This is a genomic window from Streptacidiphilus jeojiensis, from assembly GCF_042510965.1.
GTDB lineage: Bacteria > Actinomycetota > Actinomycetes > Streptomycetales > Streptomycetaceae > Streptacidiphilus > Streptacidiphilus jeojiensis.
The window spans coordinates 497,745-519,980 of the sequence record NZ_JBEUKS010000002.1 but is presented as its reverse complement, the minus strand read 5'-3'; the positions used below and the strand labels follow the sequence as shown (position 1 = coordinate 519,980).

The following is a 22,236-nucleotide window of genomic DNA, read 5'->3' as shown; positions in this document are numbered from 1 at the left end:
CTCAACTACGGGCGGATCCGCTGCCCAATCAGCCAGGACTTCATCAATCGGAACGATCAGTTCCGCAGAACTTCGACCAGCCTCGAACTCCGCCCCTCGCCGCCGGTCCCCGCCGGACTAGCGTCCCGGCCCATGGCGTCGCACCGAAAACCGAGACCGAACCCGCTGGCCGCCGTCACCACCCGGGCCACCACCCGCACCGCGGTCACCCTGGCCACGGCCGCCGCCGCGTCGGTCACCGTGTTCGCCCACCCCGGGCACGCCGATCCCAGGCCCACCGCCGAGGGGGTGAAGTCGCAGGTCGACCAGCTCTACCAGCAGGCCGAGGCGGCGACCCAGGACTACGACGGCGCGGTCGCCAGGACCGCGGCGCTCCAGCAGCAGACCGCCCAGCTGCAGGACCGCGCGGCCCGTACCCAGGCGGCGATGACCACGCTGCAGACCCGGCTCGGGGCGGTCGCCGCCGCGCAGTACCGGGGAGGCGGAGTCGACCCGCTGATCCAGCTGCTCACCAGCGCCCACCCGGACGACTTCCTGCAGCAGGCCGGCTCGCTCAGCCGGCTCGACGCCTCCGAGCAGCAGCTGCTCACCCAGTACGGGACCCAGCGCCGCACCCTGGACCAGGAGCAGGCCGCCGCCGCCGCCCAGCTGGCCCGGCTCCAGGCCGCCCAGCAGCGCATCTCCGCCGCGCGGGCCCAGGTCCAGGCGAAGCTGGCCGCCGCCCGTCAGCTGCTCGGCACCCTCACCGCCGCGCAGCAGGCCGCCGCCGAGCAGTCCCCCGGGGCCGCCGAGGCACCGCCGGCCCCGGTCTCCGGCCGCGCCGCGGCCGCCGTCGCCTTCGCCCGGGCCCAGCTCGGCAAGCCCTACGTCTGGGGTGCGGCCGGGCCGGACGCCTTCGACTGCTCGGGGCTGATCGAGGCCGCCTGGGCCGCCGCCGGGGTCTCGCTGCCACGGACCACCTACGAGCAGATCAACGCCGGGCAGCGGATCTCCGTCAGCCAGCTCCAACCCGGCGACCTGGTCTTCTACTACTCCGGCATCAGCCATGTCGGCATCTACGTCGGCAACCACCAGATCATCCACGCTCCGCACCCCGGCGCGTCGGTGGAGTACGCGCCGGTGGACGAGATGCCCATCAGCGGTGCGGTCCGCCCCGGGTAGCGGAAGGGTTGTCGGGTGCGGCTCGTGCGTGGCTTGTCGCGCAGTTCCCCGCGCCCCTGATAGTGCAACTTGCCCACGCCGGTTCAGTTGCAGCCCCGTAGGGGCGCGGGGAACTGCGCGCCCAGCCATGCAGACGCCGCACCCGACAGAGTCAGACCAGCCGTCGCGCCGTCGCCCAGCGGGTCAGTTCGTGACGGTTGCTCAACTGCAGCTTGCGCAGCACCGCGGAGACATGGCTCTCCACCGTCTTCACCGAGATGAACAGCTGCTTGGCGATCTCCTTGTAGGCGTACCCGCGGGCGATCAGCCGCAGCACCTCGCGCTCGCGCTGGGTCAGCCGGTCCAGGTCCTCGTCCACCGGCGGGGTGTCGGTGGCGGCGAAGGCGTCCAGGACGAAGCCGGCCAGCCGCGGCGAGAAGACCGCGTCGCCGTCGGCGACCCGGAAGATCGCGTCGACCAGGTCGGTGCCGGTGATGGTCTTGGTGACGTAGCCGCGGGCGCCGCCGCGGATCACGCCGATGACGTCCTCGGCCGCGTCGGAGACCGAGAGCGCCAGGAACCGCACCGCCTCCGCGCCCTCGGGCGAGGTCGCCGGCGCGGTGCCGCCGGGCATCAGCGGGGCACAGCGCCGCAGCACCTCCACCCCGCCGCCGCCGGGCAGGTGGACGTCGAGCAGCACCACGTCCGGCCGGGTGGCGGTGACCACCGCGACGGCCTGCTCCACATCGGCGGCCTCGCCGACGACGTCCACGCCGGTGCGCTCGGTCTGCCCGATCTCGGCACGCACGCCGGTGCGGAACATCCGGTGGTCGTCCACCAGCACCACCCGTGCCCGGCGACCGCCCTCGGCCCCGGCGCCCTCGGTCCCAGCGGTCCCGGTCCCGGCAGCCATCTCGTCCCCGCCCGTCGTCATTGCTCGCTCGCCCTCTCCATCTCAAGTTCGACCTCGGTACCGCCGGCGGGAGCCGGACGTACCCGCGCGTGCCCGCCGTTGCGCTGCATCCGACCGATGATCGATCCGCGCACGCCCATCCTGTCCTCCGGCACGGAGTCCAGGTCGAAGCCGGGGCCGCGGTCGCGGACGAACACCCAGACGGTGTTCCCCTCGACCTCGGCGTACATCGAGACCGGCTCGCCGCCACCGTACTTGGCCGCGTTGACCAGCGCCTCCCTGGCGGCCTGCAACTGCACCACCAGTTTCTCGTCCATCGGGCAGTCGCCGACCACGATCACCTCCACCGGCACCCCGTGCAGGTCCTCCACCTCGGCGGCGACCTTGCGGGCGCACTCGGCCAGGGTGTCCGCGGCCGCCTCGGCCTCGTCGGCGTCGCTCGGCCGCCGGTAGAGCCACTGCCGCAGGTCCCGCTCCTGGGCCCGGGCCAGCCGGGTCACCTCCTTGGGGTCCTCGGCGTTGCGCATGATCAGGGTGAGCGTGTGCAGCACCGAGTCGTGCAGATGGGCGGCCACCTCGGCGCGTTCCTGCGCCCTGATCCGCTCCCCGCGCTCGGTGCCCAGGTCCTGCCACATCCGCAGCAGGTACGGGCCGCCCAGCAGCAGCGCCCCGGCCAGCACCGCCAGCACGGCCTGGGCGACCTTGGCGAAGTCGGCGAGCGTCCCGGAGACGAACAGGAAGCCGACCACACCGGCGGCGACCAGCAGCACCCCGGCCAGGGTCCGCAGCACCGTGGAGCCGCGCTTGCTCTCGCCCAGCGAGAACCAGCGCGCCCAGCGCGCGTCGTCGGCCTGCCGCCAGACCACGGCGACCCCCAGGCCGGCCAGCAGTATCGGCCAGACGTAGGGCGAAGTCGCCTGCTTGGTCACGGTGTTGAGGAACACCAGCAGCCCGGCGACGACGGCGATCAGCGCCAGCAGCGGGCCGCGGTGCTCCTCGTCCTCCGCGGAGCCCGGCCCGGTGGCCGGACGGGTCGAGCCGGCGCCGGGGGCGCTCTGCCCGTCCACGGTCGGCTCGCCCTGGATGGTCTGCTGCAGCAGCTGGCGGACCCGGCGCAGCCCGCGCTGCTGCTTCTCCAGCGAGTACGGGCCGATGTTGCCGACCTGCCAGGTCGTCGCGGGAGCCGCACCGGCACGCAGCCCCATCGGCACCGCGAACCAGAAGGCCGCGTACAGCAGCGCCCCCAGCCCGTTGCCCAGCAGCAGCACCACGAAGGCGACCCGCACCCAGAACCGGCCGACACCCAGGTGCGCCGCGAGCCCGTTGGCCACCCCGCCGAGCATCCGCCCGTCCGGGATCCGGTACAGCTTGCGCACCGGCGCGGGTCCCGGCGCAGGCTCCGGCGCGGGAGCGGGTCCGGGCGCAGGCGCGGACGCCGCTGCCTGCGCGGGATCGGGGTCGAAGTCGGTGGCTGCCACACCACGATCGTCACACGTCCGGAGCGCTGCGGGTATCTACCGAGGGGGTATCTCAGGGTCCGGTCAGGGAGATGCCTGATGGGCTCCGGGCTCCCGGGGCAGCAGGATGGAGGCATGAAGGACGACACGCCTCCACCACCGGCACCACCCCAGGCCGGCCCGCAGCCGGCCCGCGCCGCACGGCCCCCGCTGGAACGCAGCCGCGACCGCCGCGTGGTGGCCGGGGTCTGCGGCGGCCTGGGCCGGCACCTGGACATCGACCCGGTGGTGTTCCGGGTGGTGATCGCCGTGCTCTGCCTCTCCGGCGGCGTCGGACTGTTCATCTACGGCCTGGCCTGGCTGATCGTCCCGGTCGAGCGGACCAGGCGGAACGAGCTGCAGCGGCTGCTGTCCGGACGGGTGGACGGCCAGTCGCTCGGCGCGGTGCTGGTGACCGTGCTGGGCACCGGCATCTTCTTCTCCTACATGGGCAGCACCGGCCACATCTTCCCGCTGACCCTGATCGCCCTGCTGGCCTTCGCCGCGCTGCGCTACGACCCGGCCAAGCACCCGCGCCGCTGGGAGCAGCCGGTCGTCGGCGCGGCCGACGAGGCCGAGTCGGCCGGCGGCGGTGTGGAGGGCTCGGTCTTCGGCCTGAAGTTCCGCACCAGCCCGCCGTCGGCGCCCCCGGAGCAGCCCACGGTGCCGGTCCCGCCGTCGGCCCCGGCCTGGTGGCAGCGGGCCGACCCGATGGAGAAGCGCCCCGCCGGCGACCCGCCGCCGCAGGACGGCGCGCCCACCGTCGGCCTGCTCAAGGAACCCGAGGACGCCGTTCCGCGCGACGCGGACCCGACCGAGCCGCTGCCTCCGTACACCCCGCCGCAGCCCCCGCCGGCACCCCGGACGCCCGCGCCGGTCCCCGCCCGCCGGCGGACCCGCCAGCGGTCCTTCCTCGGCTCGGCCTTCTTCTTCCTGGCCCTCATCACCGGCAGCGCGGTGTGGTGGGTCGCCGCCAAGGACAACCGCCCGGTCAACGTGCTGGCGGTACTGGCCGCCGCGCTGCTGGTGCTGGGCCTGGGCCTGGTGGTCTGCTCGTTCTGGGGGCGGGGCCGCAGCCTGGCGGTGTGGGCCACACTGCTCACCCTCGCGGTCACCGCCGTCGGCGCGGGGCCGGTCCACCTGCGCACCGCCTACCAGCACATGACCTGGACCCCGGTCACGGCCGGCACGGTGCAGCCCAGCTACCAGCTGGACGGCGGCGACGCCACGCTGGACCTCAGCGCCGCCGCACCGGCCGCCGGGCAGACCGTGAGCACCAGGGTCCATCTCGACTTCGGCAAGCTCACCGTGATCGTGCCGCCGGGCACCGAGCTCAGGATCGACGCCCACGTCGGCATCGGCAGCATCCGGCTCCCCGACGACAGCAGCGCCGGAGGCGTGTCGACCAGCCGCACCGCGGACATCGCCCCCGAGGCCGCGGCCAAGCACGGAACCGTCAGCCTCGACCTGAACGTCGGCGTCGGAGACCTGGAGGTCACCCAGTGAAGCGCCATCAGCTCGACCTGTTCTCGCTGATCGCGGGGCTGGCCTTCGTCGCCATCGCCGTGCTCTACCTGCTGGACGCCGCCGGGCAGTTGAGCGTCAACGGCCGGCTGGTGATCCCGCTGCTGCTGGTCGCGCTCGGGGTGGCCGGACTGGCCGGGGCCATCTACCGGATAGCGCGGGGCCAGCGCGAGAACCTGCCGGAGGAGTCCGCCGGGACCCCTGCGGCCGGCTCACCCTCCGCCGAGCAGTCCTACCGCTACGACGACCTCTCCACCGACCTGGACTCGCTCGGGCTGCTGGACGAGGACCCCGAACGCAGGCTGTGAGTCCCGGCCGCATGGCGCCGCCGGGACGCCAGCCACCCGTCCAGCGACAGGTACGGCGTCCCGGCCAGCACCAGCGGCACCCAGGCCATCAGGTAGATCAGGTCGTTGCCCAGGTAGTAGGGGTGCACCTGCCAGCTCACGGTCAGCCAGAAGCTCAGGTTCAGCAGCACCCCGCCGAACGCCGCGATCCGCCCCAGCAGCCCGAAGAGGGCCCCGAGGCCCACCGCGAGCTCGCCTATCGCAATCGCCAGGGCGAAGCCGGTGGGCGCCTTCAGGGCGAGGTCAAGCAGCGGACCGATCGGGCTGCCGGCCTTGACGCCCGTGGTCATCGAGGCGAAGGAGGTCGGATCGTTCAGCCCGGCCAGGTAGTGCGAGTCGGTGAGCTTGTCCAGCCCCGCATAGATGAAGGTCACCCCCAGGAAGAGCCGGAGTGGCAGCAGCGCGTACCGGGTCGCCTTCTCTGACAGATCCATGCTGGTCTCCACCTCTCGAACTGACCGTTCGTACATCTGTCCCCTACGCGCGGGTGCAACGCAAGGTTCAGTTCGCGGGTGCAGCATGTGCCGGGTTCGTCGCGCAGTTCCCCGCGCCCCTGACATGTGCAACTGAGCCAGTTGCAGCCCCCCAGGGGCGCGGGGAACTGCGTGACCAGCCAGCTACGGTCCGCAGCAGAGAGCAGAACAGAAACCCCCTACTCGAACGCCCCGACCAACGCATCCCCGTGCCCGGCGACCAGCGGCTGGTAGTTGATCCACGCCACCAGGTCGTTGCCCAGCTGATCCCTGGTGCGCACAGCGTTCTCGTGGTCCACCAGCACCGGCTTGCCCGCCGCCCTGGCCATCAGCTGCACCTGGCAGGACCGCTCCATGGTGATGAACCACCACGCGGCCGCGTCCACCGAGTCGCCCACCGTCAGCAGCCCGTGGTTCCGCAGGATCACCGCCTTGTGGCCGGCCAGGGCGACGGCTATCCGGCGGCCCTCCTCCTGGTCCAGCACCACCCCGGTGTAGTCGTCGAACAGCGCATGGCTCTCGTAGAAGGCGCAGACGTCCTGGGTGATCGGCTCCAGCAGCTCGCCCAGCGCGGACAGCGTCTTGCCGTAGAGGGAGTGGCTGTGTGCCGCCGCCACCACGTCCGGACGGGCCGCGTGCACCTGCGAGTGGATCGCGAAGGCCGCGGCGTTGACGTGGTGACGGCCCTGGACGACCTGGCCGTCGTGGTTCACCAGGATCAGATCGCCGACCGTGATCCGCTTGAAGGACATCCCGAACGGGTTCACCCAGAAGTGGTCGGTCCACTCGGGGTCCCTGGCGGTGATGTGCCCGGCCACGCCCTCCTCGAAGCCGAACCTGCCGAACAGCCGCAGCGCCACCACCAGCCGCTCCTTGCGGTGCTGCCGCTCCTCCTCCACGGTCGCGAACTTCTGCGGCAGCGCGAACTGCAACTGGTCCATGGGCACGGGCCCCGGCGGCGGGTTGGTCACGGCGGCTCTCCTCATGGTGGTGTCCTGAGCCTGGAAGCTACCCCTGAGTACCAGCAATGACCAGAGCCGACCACGGCCGGAAACGCGACGTCGCCGCCGCCCGCTGAGCGGACGACGGCGACGGCAGGGCCCTGCGGGAGCAGCCGAAGGCGGTTACTCCCACTCGATGGTGCCCGGCGGCTTGCTGGTGACGTCCAGCACGACCCGGTTCACGTCGGCGACCTCGTTGGTGATCCGGGTGGAGATCTTCGCCAGCACCTCGTAGGGCACCCGGGACCAGTCGGCGGTCATGGCGTCCTCGGAGGAGACCGGGCGCAGCACGATCGGGTGGCCGTAGGTGCGGCCGTCGCCCTGGACGCCGACCGAGCGGACGTCCGCGAGCAGCACCACCGGGCACTGCCAGATCGAGCGGTCCAGCCCGGCCGCGGTCAGCTCGGCGCGGGCGATGGCGTCCGCCTCGCGGAGCAGGTCGAGCCGCTCCTTGGTGACCTCGCCGACGATGCGGATGCCCAGCCCCGGACCGGGGAACGGCTGCCGCTGGACGATCTCGTCGGGCAGGCCGAGCTCGGCGCCGACCATCCGGACCTCGTCCTTGAACAGCTTGCGCAGCGGTTCGACCAGCTGGAACTGCAGGTCCTCGGGGAGGCCGCCGACGTTGTGGTGCGACTTGATGTTGGCGGTGCCGGTGCCGCCGCCGGACTCCACCACGTCCGGGTAGAGAGTGCCCTGGACCAGGAACTCCACCGACTCGCCGGAGGCGCCGGCCTCGGCCACGATCTCGCTCGCGGCCTGCTCGAAGACCCGGATGAACTCCCGGCCGATGATCTTGCGCTTCTGCTCCGGGTCGGACACCCCGGCCAGCGCGGTCAGGAAGCGCTCCTCGGCGTCGACGACCTTCAGCTGCACGCCGGTGGCGGCCACGAAGTCCTTCTCGACCTGCTCGGACTCGCCCTTGCGCATCAGCCCGTGGTCGACGTAGACGCAGGTCAGCTGGGCGCCGATGGCCTTCTGCACCAGCGCGGCGGCGACCGCGGAGTCCACGCCGCCGGAGAGGCCGCAGATGGCGCGCTTGTCGCCGACCTGGGCCCGGATCAGCGCGACCTGCTCCTCCACCACATTGGTGGTGGTCCAGGACGGGGCGATGCCGGCGCCGCGGTAGAGGAAGTGCTCCAGGATCTGCTGGCCGTGGGTGGAGTGCAGCACCTCGGGGTGGTACTGGACGCCGTAGAGCTTGCGGGCGTCGTCCTCGAAGGCGGCGACCGGGACCACCCCGGTGGAGGCGGTGACGGTGAACCCGGGAGGGGCGGCGGAGCAGGCGTCGCCGTGCGACATCCACACCGACTGCTCGGCCGGGGTGCCCTCGAACAGGGTCGATCCGGGGCGGGAGACGGTCAGCTCGGTCCGGCCGTACTCGCGGGCGCCGCTGTTGTCGACGGTGCCGCCGAGCGCCACCGCCATCAGCTGGAAGCCGTAGCACATGCCGAAGACCGGGACCCCGGCCTCGAAGATCGCCCGCTCCAGCACCGGGGCACCCTCGGCGTACACCGAGGACGGCCCGCCGGAGAGGATGATCGCCGCCGGCTTCTTCGCCAGCATCTCGGCGACCGGCATGGTCGAGGGGACGATCTCGCTGTAGACCCGGGCCTCGCGCACCCGGCGCGCGATGAGCTGGGCGTACTGGGCGCCGAAGTCGACGACGAGCACGGTGTCTGTCGTCTGGTGGTCGGGGGTCGCGATTGCCACAGGGCGGCCTTCCGGCGGTGCGATGGGGGGAGCCCCATCCTACCGTCGCCCGCGCGATCAGCCGAAACGCCCGTTGACGTAGTCCGCCGTGCGCGGATCCGCCGGGTCTCCGAACACCTGCTCGGTGTCGCCGGCCTCGACGATCCGCCCCGGGGTGTCGTGGGTCGCCAGGAAGAAGGCGCAGGACTGCGACACCCGCTGGGCCTGCTGCATGTTGTGGGTGACGATCACGATGGTGAGCCGTCCGCGCAGCTCCGCGATGGTCTCCTCGACCCGGCGGGTGGAGGTGGGGTCCAGCGCCGAGCAGGGTTCGTCCATCAGCAGCACGTCCGGGGAGACCGCCAGCGAGCGGGCGATGCAGAGCCGCTGCTGCTGGCCGCCGGAGAGCGAGCCGCCGGGGGTGCGCAGCCGGTTGCGGACCTCGTTCCAGAGCCCGGCCCGCTCCAGGCTGGACTGCACCAGGTGGTCGCGGTGGTCCCGGCTCACCTTGATCCCGGCCAGCTTCAGCCCGCTGGCGACGTTGTCGTACAGCGACATGCCGGGGAAGGGGTTGGGTCGCTGGAAGACCATCCCGATCCGGCGCCGGACGTCGGCCGGGCGCCGGCCCGGGGCGTAGACGTCCTCCCCGTCCAGCAGCACCTCGCCGGCCAGGCCCGCGGTGCGGACCATCTCGTGCATCCGGTTGAGGATGCGCAGATAGGTGGACTTGCCGCAGCCGGACGGGCCGATCAGCGCGGTGACCTGTCCCGGCTGCATGGTGAGCGAGACCCGGTCCAGCACCTTGTGGGTGCCGAACCAGGCCGAGACGCCCCGGCTCTCCAGCCCGTACAGCGGGGTTCCCCCGGACGGGCGCTCGACGCCGGGCAGGACGATGGTGTCGGTCGCGTCGGCGGCGTCGATCGCGGCCATCGGGACAGTCGGGTCCGCAGCTGCGGTGTCGCTCATCGCGTCTCTCCGTGTCAGTAGAGGTTGGGAAGCAGCGCTGCCGCGTTCTCGTAGACGCTCCAGAGCAGCGCCAGCACCACCGGGGCCCCGGCCAGGTAGGCGGCCTGCCGGTGCCAGAGCCTGGAGCCGAGGGTGACCAGCAGCACCGCGCCCAGCAGCGCCAGCGACCACAGCTGCAGCGGCGCCAGCCCGTAGTCGTCGGAGGCCAGCGCCTTGTCCTGGGCGACGACGGCCGGACGGCCGCCCGGGTTGGGCGCCGCGGTTCCGTCGAGCCGGGCGCCGACGGTCGTGGTACCGGTGGGGATCCAGCTGGAGTTCCCGGTGACCAGGACCAGCCGGGAGGCCGCGGTGTCGGTGATCGGGTGGCTGCCGTCGCCGAAGGCGTCGACGGTGTAGCTGAACCGGCCCTGCCCGGTGGTGGCGTAGATCTTGTCGCCGGTGCGGAGCGAGGTGATGGCGCCGAACGGGGCACCGAAGGTGACGGTGCGTCCGTAGAGCACGCTGACGCCCTGCTGGCCGGGGAGCGCGGTGTCCCTGCGGTGTCCGGGGCCGCGCATCAGGTCCCGCCCGGTGGTGCCCTCGACCACCACGGTCGAGTGCAGCCCGATGGCCGGGATGTCGATCACGGCGACCGGCGCGCCGTCGGGGGCGGTGCCGGTCGGCGCGACGGCGTTGCCGAGGTCGAGCGCGAAGGACTTGTAGGAGGTGGACTGGAAGTGCTGCTCCTGCAGGCCCGCGAAGGCGAGCAGGAAGACCGCGAATCCGACCAGCAGGAAGCCCAGCAGGCTGACCGCGGTGGCGGTCCGCAGCAGCCGGCGGCGCCCCGGTGTCGCCGGGGGCCGGCGCGGACGCACCGGCGCCGGGTCGGCCGCGGTGGCCGGGACCGCGGGGGGTTCCGGCGGCGCCGGAGGGGCGGTGACCGCGGGGCGGTCCAGCGGTGGGGCGCTCATGAGTCGGCCCCCTCGCCGCCGTTGCCCCCGTTGTTACCGCCGCCACCGCCGCTGCCGCCGCTCCCGCCGCCGGGGTGGGGCCCGGCGCCGGTGCCGAGGGCCAGGAGGCGCCGCCGCCGGGCCAGGTAGCCGCCGACAGCGGGGGGAACGCTGACGACGGCGAGCAGTTCGACCGCGGTGAGCGAGCTCAGCAGGGCGTCGTCGTGCCGTCCGGCCAGCGAGACGATGGTGGCCGGCGCCCCGTTCCCGGCGTCCCCTCCGCTGGTCCCGGTGCCGGAGGCCGGGACCACCTGGCCGGTGTCCGGATCGATCTTTCCGCCGGTGGACCCCGCGGACCCGGAGGTCGAACCGGTGGCGCCGCCGGTGCTGCCGGCCGCCCCGCCGCTCCCCGAGGTACCGGCCCCGCTACCACCGGTACCGCTGCCGCCCGTTCCGCCGGACGTGCCGGACGAGCCGCTGCCGCCGCTCCCCGAGCCGGAACCGCCGGAGGAGCCGGAACCGCCGCTGCTGCCGCTGCTGGGCTGCCCGTTGGCCTGCACGGTGCAGGTCAGCGGCTCGCCCGCCTTGTCGCAGGGGCTCGGCTGCGGGGCCTTGGTCAGCACGGTCAGCTGTCCGGCCGAGTTGAAGGTCGGATTGGGGCAGTTGCTGAGCGTGTTGGGATTGACCCCGCTGGCGTTCCCGGGGATGTGCGCGACCTGCAGCAGGCCGCCCTTCACCAGCCCGCGCGGGATCGGCGAGTACCCCAACTGGTCGGCCTCGCCCTGCCCGGCGCAGAGGATGTAGCCGATGTAGCGGCTGAGCGCCGACCCCTTGGCCGTGTTGAACCGCGGCGGCACCCCGCGCGACTCGCCGGACCTCGGCACGATCAGGTAGCTGTAGCTGGAGATCGGGTAGGAGCGCCGGTCGTTGTTGGTGTAGACCCCGTCCAGGTTCTGCTGCAGGTAGTTGGGGTCGTTGGGCGAGGTGTTGTCGTCCACGCCGCGGATCTTGGCGGCGGTCAGCGCCACGGCCACGTTGGAGGCGGTCGGCAGGGTGTAGTAGCCGGCCGGGTTGAGCACCTTGACGACGGGCCAGTTGGCGCGCTTGGCGTAGGCGTACTCGTCGTACCCGATGGTGCCCTCGCCGGTCGGCGACTGGATGTAGTTGGCCACCACGTCCGACCCGTTCTGCGCGACCATGCGGCCCGAGGGCGGGAAGAACTCGGTGTAGTCGCCGCAGGTCGCATGGACCTGGGCCCGGCAGTAGGCGTCCCACTGGGACTTGTAGGTGTGCTCCATGTACCGGGTGAACTGGGCGGTCGCGCCCGACCCGTCGGAGCGGACCACCGGGGTGATCGGGGTGTGCGGCAGCGCGCTGCCGTAGTCGTGGACGATGGCCGGGTCGTCCCAGTAGGTGATCGCCCCGGTGAAGATCTTCACGATGGTGGCGGGCGACAACCGCATGTTGCGGACCAGCTTGCCGCCGACGGTGAGGTGGTACATGAAGGCGGTGCCGCCGGCCGTGACCGGGACGTAGGAGAAGTCGTAGACCGGGTTCTCCGCGCCGTTGAAGGTCTGCCCGCCGTTGGTCGGCATGCCGGCGTCGGCGTGGGTGCGGAACGGCACGTCCGAGGCGGTGAAGTCGTCCTGGCCCAGGCTCCACTGCTGGCGCCCGGCGGCCGAGCCCACCGGCGAGAAGTTGATGTTGATCCCCAGCGGACCCACGTCCTGCCGCCACTGGTCCAGCGCGGGCCCCGCCCAGCTGGAGCCGTCGCCGTTGAGCGAGGTCGCCGCGTCGGCGGTGCCGCTCTGCACCAGCACCAGGGCCACCGCGCAGAGCAGGACGGCCGACAGGCGCAGTCGGCGCAGCAGGCGACCGGCCCCGGGGGGTGTCGCTGACATGGGTGTTCCTCCAGGATCGGTTCGACTCATGACGCGGCCATCTCCCGCTGCAGCCGCCGCCGCTGACGGCGGCTCAGGTCACCGGGGCGGCGGCCGCCGATCAGCCGGGCGGTGACGAAGAGCACCAGCACCATCGCCATCAGGGTCAGCGCGGCGGCGAAGCCGCGCGCCACCATGTCCGGCGCGGGGTACCTGACGTAGTTCCAGATGTAGAGCGGCAGGCTGACCTGGTGGTCCGAGAACGGGTCGGCGTTCATCCCCGAGGTGAAGCCCGAGGTCAGCAGCACCGGCGAGGTCTCGCCCACACCGCGGGCCATCCCCAGCACCACCGCGGTGACCAGACCGGGCCGCGCCGTCGGCAGCACCACGTTCAGCACCGTCCGCCACTGGCTGCCGCCGAGCGCGTACGAGGCCTCCCGCAGGGTGCCCGGCACCAGCCTGATCACCACCTCGGCGGCCCTGGTCACGATCGGCATCATCATCACCGTCAGCGCCAGTGAGGCGGCGAAGCCGCACTTCTGCACCCCCAGCGAGAGGATGACCACGCCGAGGATGAACAGCCCGGCCACGATCGAGGGCAGTGCGGTCATCGCCTCGACCACGGTCCGGACCGGTCGGGCCAGCCTGCCGCCGACCTCGGACATGAAGACCGCCGCCGCGATGCCCAGCGGCACGGCGAACAGGGTCGCCAGGCCGAGCTGCTCCAGCGAGCCGACCACCGCGTTGAGCGCCCCGCCCGAGGTGATCGGGGAGAGCGTCGCCGTGGTCTCCATCGACTGGGTGAAGAAGTTGCTGTGCGAGGCCGCGTGCGAGCCCCGGATCGCCACATAGACGATCTGATCGACGATCAGCGCCACCACCAGGACCCCGGAGCTGCCGACCACGGTCTGCACCAGGCGCTCGCGGACCGTGCGCGCGTCCCACTGCAGCCGGCCCAGGCCCCAGGTCATGGCGAGGAACAGCAGGTACCAGACGACCAGGAAGCCGAAGGCGCCGCTGAGCGGCAGCACCCGTTCGTAGAGCACCCAGTCCAGCGCGAGGGAGCCCGCGGCGGCTCCGAGCAGCGTCAGCACGCTCTCCCTGGTGACGCCGCCCAGGCGCACCCGCCGTTCCGCCGGCGCGGTGGGCACGGCCTGCGCCGTACGCTCGATGACACTCACTGCATCCCAGCCCCTCGTGAGTCGTTTCGGTCCACCGCTGCCTCAGTCCGCCGTCGCGGCACCGGAGCGGGACCGCCCGATCACCACCGAGGCGACCATGTTGACCAGCAGGGTGAGCAGGAAGAGCACCAGGCCTGCGGCCATCAGCGCGGACAGCGACAGCGCGTCCGACTCGCCGAAGCGCAGCGCGATCAGGGCCGAGATGGAGTTGGCGCCGTTCTCCAGGATGTGACCGGTCACCAGGAACTTCGGCGAGATGATCAGGGCGACGGCGATGGTCTCCCCCATCGCCCGGCCGAAGCCGAGCATCACCGCCCCGATCACCCCGCCCCGGCCGAACGGCAGCACCACCTTCCGCACCATCCCCCAGCGGGTGCTGCCCAGCGCGTAGGCGCCCTCCCGCTCGCCCTGCGGGGCCTGGGAGAAGACCTCGCGGCTGAGCGAGGCGATGATCGGGATGATCATCAGCGAGACGACCGTGCCGGCGATGAACGGTGACGAGGTGTAGGAGGTGTCGATGTCGCCGGTGCGCACCTTCAGGAACGGCAGTGCGCCGCCCAGATGCATGGTCAGCCAGCGGACGAAGCCGACGATCCTGGGCTGGAGGAAGAACAGCCCCCACAGGCCGTAGACGATGCTGGGGATCGCCGCCATCAGGTCCACCAGCGACATCAGCGCGGACCTGATCCGCACCGGCGCGTACTCCGAGATGAAGACCGCCGCGGTCAGCGCCACCGGCACCGCGATGGCCAGCGCCACCAGCGCGATGATGATCCCGTCCGGGAGCACCGCGGCGATCCCGAAGACATGCGCCTGGGTGAGCCAGTTCTGCTCGGTGAAGAACGACCAGCCGCTCGACCTCAGCGCCTGCAGACCCCGGTAGAGCAGGAAGAAGGCGATCAGGCCCATGATCGCGAAGACCGAGAGCCCGGCGGCGCGCAGCAACCCGCGGAAGAGGCGGTCCCCGGCCGACACCGGCGCGGTGATCCGCCGCGGCCGGTCCTCGCCCGCGTCGGAACTCGCGTCGGAGCTCGCGTCGAGGCCCGTGCCCTGGCCGTCGTCCGCCGTCACGAAGTCGGCCATCACCCGCGCCTTCCCATCCGCCGGACCCCGCGCCGCACCGCGGCCGCGGTCCTGCCCCAGCCCTGTCGCAGCCCCGCGCCGGCCCCGGTGCCGCCCAGCAGCAGCACCGCCGGACCGCCGATGAGCAGCGCCGCTCCCGCGATCAGCAGCGCCGGCAGCAGCAGCCGCTGCGCCCCGGCCCGGTCCGGATCGGCCTGCCCGGCCGCGACGTTCTGCACCGCGAGCGGCGTCGCCGAGGAGCCGGCCCGGTTCGGCGACTGTCCGCCCGACGCACCTCCGGTGCTGCCGGCCGACGTCCCGCCGGTGCCGCCGGACGTGCTGCCGCCGGACGTGGTACCCCCTGCCGTGCCGCCGGACGCGGCACCGCCGCTGCCGCCGCCCGTTCCGCCGGACGTCGAGGTCGACGAACCGCCCGAGGTGCCCTGGGACGTCGCACCGGTCGTCGAGCCGCCCTCGTGGGCGACCCCCTGGTTGCCCGGCAGCGTCCCGTCCTGCGCCAGCACGTGCTCCGCGGCCGACGCGGCCTGCGCCTGCTGCTGGGACGTCAGATCGAGGAACCCGGGCGCCAGTTCACCGGGGTCGAACCCGTAGACCTGTCCCGAGTCGGAGGCGGTGACCTGCGTCAGGAAGCGGGAGATACTGCCGGCCTTGGCGTCGCTCAGGCCCCGGGTCGGGACCATGGCGTAGGACACCTGGGTGAGCGGGTAGGCCGCCGCGTCCGAGGCGAAGGCGGTACCGGGGGTCCCGTAGGGAAGCACCTGGGTCCCGGTCCTGGCGTCCAGCGGCATGTCGTCCACCGCCGCCTGCATGCTGTGCAGGTCCGGGCCGACGAACGCGCCGGACGGGTTCTGCAGTTGGGCGGTCGGCAGCGAGAACGCCTGCGCGGTGGCGGCGTCCGTGATCGCGAACACCGACCTGATGCCCGGCGCCTCGGGGGCGCACTTGGAGGTCAGCGCCACCGAGCCGGTGTCGTCGTGGATGCAGCTCGGCTGGGCCTGGATGACGTTGCGGTCCACCTGGGTCAGCCCGCCCAGCAGCGGGATCCAGTCCTCCTGCTTGCGGTGGATCGTCCCGTTGGCGCCCTGGTAGGTGCCGGTCGAGTCCTGCGGAACCAGCGAGTCGACCGGGTAGCCGGAGAAGGTCTTCGGCAGGTAGTAGCTGTCGACGTGCATGCCCCACGGGTCCGGCGCGCCCTGCAGGAAGGCCCGGGCGTCGGGGTCGGCGTGGATCCAGGTGGTCAACTGGCGCACCAGGTCGGTGGTCCCGCCGGTCACGATCGGGTACTGGCTGTAGTCGCAGGACGGCCAGACTGGGCCGTTCACCGGATCGACCGGATTCAGCTGCAGGAACTCCGGGTCCTGGAAGATGCAGGCCGGGTTGCCCGCGACCGAGGCGAAGCCCGGCAGCGAGCCGTTTCCGGCTCCGTCCGAGTACGACTGGGTCAGCAGCTTCGCCAGCAGCCGGGCGTTCAGCCGCATCCGGGTGATCTGCTGCCCCTGCACCGGCACGCTCTGACCGGAGATCCCGCCGTTGTCCACCACGAAGGCCACGCTGATCGCCGTCGTCGCCAGCGGCGCGTAGACGTAGGGGCGCGTCGCCGCCCCGGTGTCCGGATAGGCGGTGAGCGCGACATCGGCCCCGGTTCCGGCCAGGAAGGCGGCCCGGGCCTGCGGTTCGCCGCCGCCGAAGGTGTACTGCAGGCTCATCGGAGCGGTGCCCTGGCACAGCCCGGACCGCCAGAGCTGCATCGCCCGGTCGGAGATCTCCAGCCCCTGGGCGGTGAACGACGCCGTCGCGGCCTTGCAGTCGCTCGGCGTCGGCGCGAAGCTCAGCGGGACCACGGTCCGTTCGGACCAGGCGCAGGTCTCGCCGTCCCAGTTGCCGGTGACCAGGTCCTGGATCTGCAGCCCGCCGTCGGCGCCCTCCCCGAGCAACGGGTCCGCGCTGTGGTCGGTGCACCCGCCCGGAGTGCCGAGGAGTTGCGCGGCGCTGAGGCTGTCCCCGCCGTAGTTGGGCTCGACCACGATGGAGCAGGCGTGCGAGACGTCGCAGCCCAGGGACTGGCTCTGCTCCGCCGTCCAGACCTCGATGTCGGCCGAGCCGGTGCCGTCCGGCCGGGTGGCCATCAACCGCATGTTGGAGGGGAACTCCGGGGTGGTGGTCCCGGACGCCGGTTCCGGCTGCTGGAAGCCGAGTTTGGGATCCGCGTTGTAGAGGGTGCTTCCGTAGCAGTCGGTGATCTTCGGATTGGTGCCCCGGCACTCGTACACCCGCACCGGGTAGAAGGTGGTCAGGCTGCCCGGCGTCACATTGGGCGTCCAGGCCGACGTCCCGGCGCCGCTGCCGGTCGTGGTGGGGGTGAACCCGGTCCAGGAGACGTGCAGCACCTGGTCGGTGAGCTCCGTGGTCTGACTCACCGTCACCGAACCCTTGGACCCGTAGCTGCCCGTCGTCGGGTCTCCCGGGTTGGGCTGCCAGACCGGCGGACCGTCCGCTGTCACCGCGGAGGCCGCCTGGGCCTGCGTGAGCGTATGGGCGCTCTGCGGCAGCGTCCCCAGCCCGCCGAGCAGGAGCAGCGCCGTCAGGACGACCGCGGCGCCCCTGCGGAACCCCCTCCGCGCCGAGGAGATCCGCCTCGCTCGCACCGTCATCACAACCCGTTCCCCTCAGCGCATTTCCGGCCCGGCCACACGGCGGCCCCAACCATTCGGCCTGTCCGCCATGACTGATGACGGTCCAACAGATGTACGAGACGACAACTCCGCTCGCGACGGACCCGGGGGCCGGCACCGGATCGGCGATCCGGTGCCGGCCCCCGGCCAGGTCAGGAGGCGGGCGTGTAGCTGACCGCGAAGGAGCCGACGGACTGGCCGGCGAAGAAGCCGGTCTGCAGGTGGGCGTTGAGGTAGGCGGCGCCGGCCGGGTCCACGTCCAGCTCGGAGGACGTCAGGGTCTGCGCCGTTCCGTCGCCGCCGACGCTGAGGTCCCCGGCGGGGTCGAGCAGCGCGACCGGGGTGCTGCCGCCCACCGGGACGCCGGTGAACTGGCCCAGGAAGGTGTTGAAGTCCAGGTTGGTGAAGGCCGCGGCCCGGCCGGTCTTCACGTCGACGATCAGCAGGCCGCCGCCGAGCTGCAGGTCGGCGGTGATCTGGTCCACGTTGCCGGTGCCACCGGTGACCGGGAAGGTCGAGGTCAGCCCGTTGGCGGAGCTGTATGCGCCGGTCGCCGAGGGCAGCGGGGCGGCGAAGACGCCCTGGGCGGCGGCCTGCTGGAAGAAGGTGCTGCTCTCGGTGATCACCGCGCTGCCGGAGGCGGCGGTGGCGGCCGTCGCCGAACCGGGCAGGGTGAGGCCGAGGGCCAGGGCGGCAGAGGCGGCGACGACCACGGGCAGGAACCTGCGTGCATGCATGAGTGTCTCCTCGGGGAAAGCGGGCCGGCACCCGGACGAATCCGGGGCCGACCCGCTGCAGGCGTGGCAAAGCAGGGATCACGCGGTGGAGCGATGGAGCGGTGCCGGTCAGGTCGGTCAGGTGTGCGAGATGACGCCGCACAGGGCCAGCGGCAGGAAGCCGTAGCTCTTGAGGTCGGCCTGGGCGGTGGCGTTCTTGCAGATCCAGCCGGTCGAGCTGAAGATCGCCTTCAGCGCGGTGGCGTGGGAGTCGCCCGCGTTCCAGTCACCGGCACGGACCACGTTGTAGAGGTTCCGCGAGTACGCGCTGACGGCGTAGGCGCTGGAGATGGTCTTGTTGGTGGTGTCGATCGGCACGATGCCGTCCAGGTTGCGGACGGTCAGCGGGCCCTGGACGTCGGTGCCGGAGCCGTGGCTGAAGTAGACCTGGCCGATGTAGTGGCCCACCGAGTAGGGCACCACCGAGTCGTTGGTCTGCAGCAGGGTGTTGCTGCCCTCGTTCTCCTCCACCGTCTGGTTCACGCAGCTGCCGATGGTGGTGATGCCGGTGGAGCTGAGGAAGAAGGACCGGGTGCCGGAACCGCTCTGCGGCAGGAACGGCTGGATGGTGTTGGCCGAACCGGTGAAGCCGGAGATGTCGGTGATCTGGTTCCACTTGGTGATCGTGCAGGCGTAGATGCCCTGCAGGTCGGCCTTGGTCAGGTTGGCCGGGGCGTCGCCGCCGGACTTGGCCGCCCAGGACACCGCGTCCTTCGCGTAGGCGATGAAGTCGTCGGTGGTCGGGTCGCCGGTCTGCGGGCCGCGCGAGGAGCGGGCGAAGTCGACCGTGCTGGAGGTGGTGCTCCCCAGCGCCGTGATGCCGGCACCGGAACCGTTCGGGCGGGTGATCGAGGTCGCACCCGTCTTGGTGGTGATCGGGGAGGTGCCGGTGGCGTCCCAGCTGTAGAGCTTGGGGGTGCCGGTGTAGTCCGTCGAGAGCTGGTTGAACAGAGCCTGGACGGTGTCCGAGCCGACGCCCACGATGTCGGTGGCGGCGGGGGTGGTGCCGCTCGGCGGGTCGGCGAGGGCCGGACCGGCGGCGAGGGACACCACGGAGGCGGTGAGCGCGGCAGCGGAGACGAGCTTGGCGACAGTGGTCTTACGCATGTTGCGGTTCCTCCGGGAGGAGTGACGTACATGGCGGACCAAGACCCGGTTGCGGGTCCGGTGCCCTAGGCCGTCGCGCTGCGGAACTGCGGTGCTGCGGTGCTGCGCGGCGCGGCCTCCGGCGGGAACGACCCTCCCCGAGCGGCTGTGCCCCCGCCAAGGGCCGCCCGGCACCGTCGGGCCGCTCCGAGACGGCGACGGCGGTTCGGTCGGAGCCACCGTCGCCGCAGCTCAGATGGGTTGTCGCCGTAGCGGTGGGTCCGTCCGGCGGTGCACCCGGCAACACCGGGCGTGCTTCCCCAGGTGGCGGGTCGAGCGCCCCTCGGCCACCTCCTGTTCACCACTTCGGATCGACCGGCAGCACCAGTGCCCAGGCCTCGTCGGGCAGCAGATCCAGCGCCGCCAGGAAGCCGGCCATACCCTTGCGGCACTGGTCCTGGCGCAGATAGGTCCGGGCCCCGCAGGCGACCGCGGCGCCCTCGCGCTCGCCGGAGCGCCGGGCCGGCAGATGTGCCGTCCACAGCCAGGAGCGGCCCTGACGCTGGCTCAGCAGGCAGCGCAGGGCGTGCCGGTCGGCCCTCAGCTCCCGCAGCGAGTCCAGCAGTTCGGCACCGCTGCGGTACAGCGTCGCCGAGCGCGCCAACTGCCGCCCGTTGCCCGCCACCAGCGACCAGCCCAGCTGGCCGGAAGGGCCGCCGGAGGAGCGCAGCGCCAGCAGCCGCGGCTTGCGCGGCTCCCGTGCCGCCCGGTCGGCGCCGCCGACGCCTCCGCCCTGGGCCCTGCCCGCTGCCGCGCGGGCTGCCGCCTCGACTGCTCTGCCGGCGTCATCGGTTGTGCCCGCCCCGTCCAGCAGGCCGGACTCGTACGTCATCACCCTCGTCACCTCCGCCCCCGCCCACGCACCCGCCCGCCGGGCCGCGCCGGGGTTCGCTGCTCGACAAGCAGCATCGCCCGGCCGATGGCACGGCCGGACGAACGGCGGGTGCATGGGACGACACATCCGGTCCACCGCGGGGGGCCGGTCCCCGCCCGGATCGCGCCCGGTCAGGTCCGGTACCGGAATGCGCTTTCATCCTCGGCCGGGGGATGCGGCCGTGGTAACGGCCGCTCCCCCGGGCCCGGTAAGGAGGGTGACCGCCGCTGGTGCGACGGCTCCGCCTCGCCGGGCCCGGCCGAACCGGCAGGTTCGCCCGGCCCGATCAGCAGCAGCATGAACTTCCTGAAGGCGTTCTGACAGGTCGCATAGCGCTCGTAGGCCCGCGGCGACCTGGCCAGCGGCCGCCCGTAGGGCCCCGGCACCGACCACACCCAGCCGATCCCCTCGTTCTCATGGGTGATCCTGGCCAACTGCTCCGCACCGCCGTCGCGGAGCTCCGCACAGGCCCGGACGGCCTCCTCGGCCGTCCGGAAGTGCGCCGGCGAGACGGCGACCACCCGTCCGTTGGGTGCCTTCAGCCGCCACTCATACATTCCGTTCACCGACTTCTCCGCAACACATCTGCCCTTGCCACCGGGGACCCCCGCCGCACCCGTGGCACCTCCTCGAACGGCCCCTGCGGCCTGCTCCCCGCTGCTCCGCGAGGACTGCGCGCGCTCGCGCTCCTGCTCCGGCCGGTCCATGCCTCCCCCTCCACCCGCGTCTCACAACTTCCGTACAGCCGGGCCAAGCTGAGCAAGTTTGTGTAGGCATGGAAAGCAATCCGTCCACTTCCGTTCAGCTATTCCCCGGAAGGTTGCCCCTTGTTAAGAAGCACCCTCAGGCCCGGCCCCGGCACAGCTCCAGCAGCTGCATCGCGACCTCGGTGCCCTGCGGGCCGAGCGCGGCGCGGTAGCGCGCCAGGATCTCCAGCTCGCGGTTGAGGGCCAGCCTGGGGCCGCCGGTGGCGATCCGGGCGGTCTGGACCTCGGCGGACACGCCCGTCCGCTGCCGGATCAGCTCGATGATGCGTTCGTCCAGCTCGTCGATGCGCCCGCGCGCCTCGGCGATGACCGTCGTGGCCTGCTCGACGGTGAGCCCGGGGGTGCCGGGGGTGCCGGGGGTGCCGGGGGTGCCGGTCGTGCCGGTCGTGCCGGTGGTGCCGGGGGTGCCGGCGGTGGTGTTGGTGCTGGTGTCCATGAACGGTTCTCCCTCGGATACGGCGGGGGCCGGGCCGGGTCCGGGGAGACGACAGGCGCCCCGGGCCGTCGGCCCGGGGCGCCTGCGTGATGTCTGTTGTCCTGATGTCAGACGGCATCACCATGGCGACCGGGGCTTCCGGTGCCATAGCTAAAGTTGAATGCCGCGCAGAACATGGCGGCCATCATAGCGGCTTCACTCGTTCGCCCGATACCAGAAACCGTGACCCCTCATCAGGAGAATCGTTGTTCCCCATGACCGTACGGGGTTCACGTCCCGGCCAGTGACGTGCTCCCAGCCCCCTTCCGGGGGACGTGTGCGGCGAGCAGGACCACGCGTGGAGTGTCACAACAGTCCGCCGGCGCGATGAGACGCACCTTGACCGGTGTGTCGTGGGACCTCGCGCCGACGCCCGACCGGGCAGCAGGGGACAGCCGCCCGGTCATGACTGAAGTGATCTGTTGTGAAGGGGCGGTCGGCACCGGGGACGCTCGGGTCCGACCGCCCCGGATCAGTACCCGTCCCCCGGCGCACATCCCACTGCGCACCCCCTCGCGCTTCCCCTCGCAGAGCGTAACGTCGGCACCGCACCGTCCCCAGAGGCACCAGCGCATACCGGTTCACAGAAAACGACTATGCCGATGTATGCCGAACCAGTTGCGCAACACCGGCCATATCCCCCACGATGCTGGTGAGGGGGTGGCATTGAGGTAGCGGAACGGCACCGGGGAACAGAACCTCCGCCGGGCCCGGGACCCGCTCGACACGGACTCCCGACAGTCACTCAAAGTAGTCAAACCGGCCCGGTGGGCCAGCCACCCACTTCGCCGTCCCTGCCCAGAGGCGCATGCCTGATGCGCGCGCCCCCTGCCCAGGTGAACCCAGGACCAACTGACAAGCGGCACCCCTCCCCCGGTGCCGTTCCCGCAGCACCGGCGCT

19 protein-coding genes are annotated in these 22,236 nt (G+C 72.2%); 3 read left to right on the top strand and 16 right to left on the bottom strand.

Translation table 11 applies throughout. The features are described from left to right. The first annotated feature begins 132 nt into the window (after positions 1-132). Positions 133-1,161, top strand: coding sequence for a C40 family peptidase (locus tag ABUW04_RS08175; protein ID WP_380563754.1), 1,029 nt, complete (start codon positions 133-135; stop codon positions 1,159-1,161). Between the two features lie 151 nt (positions 1,162-1,312). On the opposite strand, the gene ABUW04_RS08170 is transcribed toward ABUW04_RS08175, so the two are convergent. Further along, the gene (locus ABUW04_RS08170) at positions 1,313-2,074 is read right to left on the bottom strand and encodes a LuxR C-terminal-related transcriptional regulator (protein ID WP_380523436.1); all 762 of its coding nucleotides are present in this window, start codon (positions 2,072-2,074) and stop codon (positions 1,313-1,315) included. Beyond that, on the bottom strand, positions 2,071-3,429 hold the full coding sequence (locus ABUW04_RS08165) for an ATP-binding protein (RefSeq protein WP_037597866.1): 1,359 nt from the start codon (positions 3,427-3,429) through the stop codon (positions 2,071-2,073). Before ABUW04_RS08165 ends, ABUW04_RS08170 begins: the two co-directional genes overlap by 4 nt. 216 nt (positions 3,430-3,645) lie before the next feature. Here ABUW04_RS08165 and ABUW04_RS08160 point away from each other — a divergent pair, with 216 nt between their 5' ends. Both ABUW04_RS08160 and ABUW04_RS08155 read left to right on the top strand, forming a co-directional pair. After that, positions 3,646-5,055, top strand: a complete 1,410-nt coding sequence (locus ABUW04_RS08160; RefSeq protein ID WP_380563753.1) for a PspC domain-containing protein — start codon at positions 3,646-3,648, stop codon at positions 5,053-5,055. Beyond that, positions 5,052-5,381 carry a hypothetical protein gene (locus ABUW04_RS08155; RefSeq protein WP_380563751.1) on the top strand — a complete coding sequence of 110 codons (330 nt, stop codon included), beginning with the start codon at positions 5,052-5,054 and terminating at the stop codon, positions 5,379-5,381. The genes ABUW04_RS08160 and ABUW04_RS08155 overlap by 4 nt, the downstream gene beginning before the upstream one ends. On the opposite strand, the gene ABUW04_RS08150 is transcribed toward ABUW04_RS08155, so the two are convergent. The 14 genes from ABUW04_RS08150 to ABUW04_RS08085 form a co-directional block, all read right to left on the bottom strand. Further along, positions 5,312-5,854, bottom strand: coding sequence for a DoxX family membrane protein (locus tag ABUW04_RS08150; protein WP_380563749.1), 543 nt, complete (start codon positions 5,852-5,854; stop codon positions 5,312-5,314). The genes ABUW04_RS08155 and ABUW04_RS08150 overlap by 70 nt on opposite strands. 218 nt (positions 5,855-6,072) lie before the next feature. Continuing rightward, on the bottom strand, positions 6,073-6,834 hold the full coding sequence (locus ABUW04_RS08145; RefSeq protein WP_051726471.1) for a class II aldolase/adducin family protein: 762 nt from the start codon (positions 6,832-6,834) through the stop codon (positions 6,073-6,075). Positions 6,835-7,017: 183 nt separating this feature from the next. Then, a complete protein-coding gene (guaA, locus tag ABUW04_RS08140) occupies positions 7,018-8,607 on the bottom strand; it encodes a glutamine-hydrolyzing GMP synthase (RefSeq protein WP_030264413.1) in 1,590 nt (529 codons plus the stop codon). 57 nt (positions 8,608-8,664) lie between these two features. Beyond that, the gene (locus tag ABUW04_RS08135) at positions 8,665-9,552 is read right to left on the bottom strand and encodes a phosphate ABC transporter ATP-binding protein (protein ID WP_232242729.1); all 888 of its coding nucleotides are present in this window, start codon (positions 9,550-9,552) and stop codon (positions 8,665-8,667) included. Positions 9,553-9,566: 14 nt separating this feature from the next. Further along, entirely contained in the window at positions 9,567-10,502 is a 936-nt protein-coding gene (locus tag ABUW04_RS08130) for a class E sortase (RefSeq protein WP_380563747.1), read from the bottom strand. Then, on the bottom strand, positions 10,499-12,382 hold the full coding sequence (locus tag ABUW04_RS08125) for a substrate-binding domain-containing protein (RefSeq protein ID WP_380563746.1): 1,884 nt from the start codon (positions 12,380-12,382) through the stop codon (positions 10,499-10,501). The genes ABUW04_RS08130 and ABUW04_RS08125 overlap by 4 nt, the downstream gene beginning before the upstream one ends. A 26-nt stretch (positions 12,383-12,408) precedes the next feature. Beyond that, on the bottom strand, positions 12,409-13,542 hold the full coding sequence (gene pstA, locus ABUW04_RS08120; protein WP_084715414.1) for a phosphate ABC transporter permease PstA: 1,134 nt from the start codon (positions 13,540-13,542) through the stop codon (positions 12,409-12,411). Between the two features lie 42 nt (positions 13,543-13,584). Further along, positions 13,585-14,625 (bottom strand): phosphate ABC transporter permease subunit PstC, encoded by a 1,041-nt coding sequence (gene pstC / locus ABUW04_RS08115; protein WP_380563745.1) that lies wholly within the window; start codon positions 14,623-14,625, stop codon positions 13,585-13,587. Next, entirely contained in the window at positions 14,625-17,276 is a 2,652-nt protein-coding gene (locus ABUW04_RS08110) for a hypothetical protein (protein ID WP_380563744.1), read from the bottom strand. The genes pstC and ABUW04_RS08110 overlap by 1 nt, the downstream gene beginning before the upstream one ends. 173 nt (positions 17,277-17,449) lie before the next feature. After that, a complete protein-coding gene (locus ABUW04_RS08105) occupies positions 17,450-18,034 on the bottom strand; it encodes a hypothetical protein (protein WP_030264435.1) in 585 nt (194 codons plus the stop codon). Between the two features lie 117 nt (positions 18,035-18,151). After that, positions 18,152-19,180, bottom strand: a complete 1,029-nt coding sequence (locus tag ABUW04_RS08100) for a PstS family phosphate ABC transporter substrate-binding protein (RefSeq protein ID WP_030264441.1) — start codon at positions 19,178-19,180, stop codon at positions 18,152-18,154. A gap of 337 nt (positions 19,181-19,517) precedes the next feature. Continuing rightward, positions 19,518-20,051 (bottom strand): hypothetical protein, encoded by a 534-nt coding sequence (locus ABUW04_RS08095; RefSeq protein WP_380563742.1) that lies wholly within the window; start codon positions 20,049-20,051, stop codon positions 19,518-19,520. 173 nt (positions 20,052-20,224) lie between these two features. Continuing rightward, complete coding sequence (locus ABUW04_RS08090; protein ID WP_157624095.1) at positions 20,225-20,659, bottom strand: hypothetical protein; 435 nt, start codon at positions 20,657-20,659, stop codon at positions 20,225-20,227. Positions 20,660-20,936: 277 nt separating this feature from the next. Next, positions 20,937-21,296 (bottom strand): chorismate mutase, encoded by a 360-nt coding sequence (locus ABUW04_RS08085; RefSeq protein ID WP_380563740.1) that lies wholly within the window; start codon positions 21,294-21,296, stop codon positions 20,937-20,939. Positions 21,297-22,236: the final 940 nt, after the last annotated feature.

Bases quoted from the DNA above. Each gene is read 5' to 3' on its own strand.
- ABUW04_RS08170 (WP_380523436.1), bottom strand. From the start codon at position 2,074: ATGACGACGGGCGGGGACGAGATGGCTGCCGGGACCGGGACCGCTGGG.
- ABUW04_RS08130 (WP_380563747.1), bottom strand. From the start codon at position 10,502: ATGAGCGCCCCACCGCTGGACCGCCCCGCGGTCACCGCCCCTCCGGCG.
- pstC (WP_380563745.1), bottom strand. From the start codon at position 14,625: ATGGCCGACTTCGTGACGGCGGACGACGGCCAGGGCACGGGCCTCGAC.
- ABUW04_RS08150 (WP_380563749.1), bottom strand. From the start codon at position 5,854: ATGGATCTGTCAGAGAAGGCGACCCGGTACGCGCTGCTGCCACTCCGG.
- ABUW04_RS08175 (WP_380563754.1), top strand. From the start codon at position 133: ATGGCGTCGCACCGAAAACCGAGACCGAACCCGCTGGCCGCCGTCACC.
- ABUW04_RS08145 (WP_051726471.1), bottom strand. From the start codon at position 6,834: ATGGACCAGTTGCAGTTCGCGCTGCCGCAGAAGTTCGCGACCGTGGAG.
- ABUW04_RS08135 (WP_232242729.1), bottom strand. From the start codon at position 9,552: ATGAGCGACACCGCAGCTGCGGACCCGACTGTCCCGATGGCCGCGATC.
- ABUW04_RS08085 (WP_380563740.1), bottom strand. From the start codon at position 21,296: ATGGACACCAGCACCAACACCACCGCCGGCACCCCCGGCACCACCGGC.
- ABUW04_RS08100 (WP_030264441.1), bottom strand. From the start codon at position 19,180: ATGCGTAAGACCACTGTCGCCAAGCTCGTCTCCGCTGCCGCGCTCACC.
- ABUW04_RS08160 (WP_380563753.1), top strand. From the start codon at position 3,646: ATGAAGGACGACACGCCTCCACCACCGGCACCACCCCAGGCCGGCCCG.
- ABUW04_RS08105 (WP_030264435.1), bottom strand. From the start codon at position 18,034: ATGCATGCACGCAGGTTCCTGCCCGTGGTCGTCGCCGCCTCTGCCGCC.
- ABUW04_RS08125 (WP_380563746.1), bottom strand. From the start codon at position 12,382: ATGTCAGCGACACCCCCCGGGGCCGGTCGCCTGCTGCGCCGACTGCGC.
- ABUW04_RS08110 (WP_380563744.1), bottom strand. From the start codon at position 17,276: ATGACGGTGCGAGCGAGGCGGATCTCCTCGGCGCGGAGGGGGTTCCGC.
- ABUW04_RS08095 (WP_380563742.1), bottom strand. From the start codon at position 20,051: ATGACGTACGAGTCCGGCCTGCTGGACGGGGCGGGCACAACCGATGAC.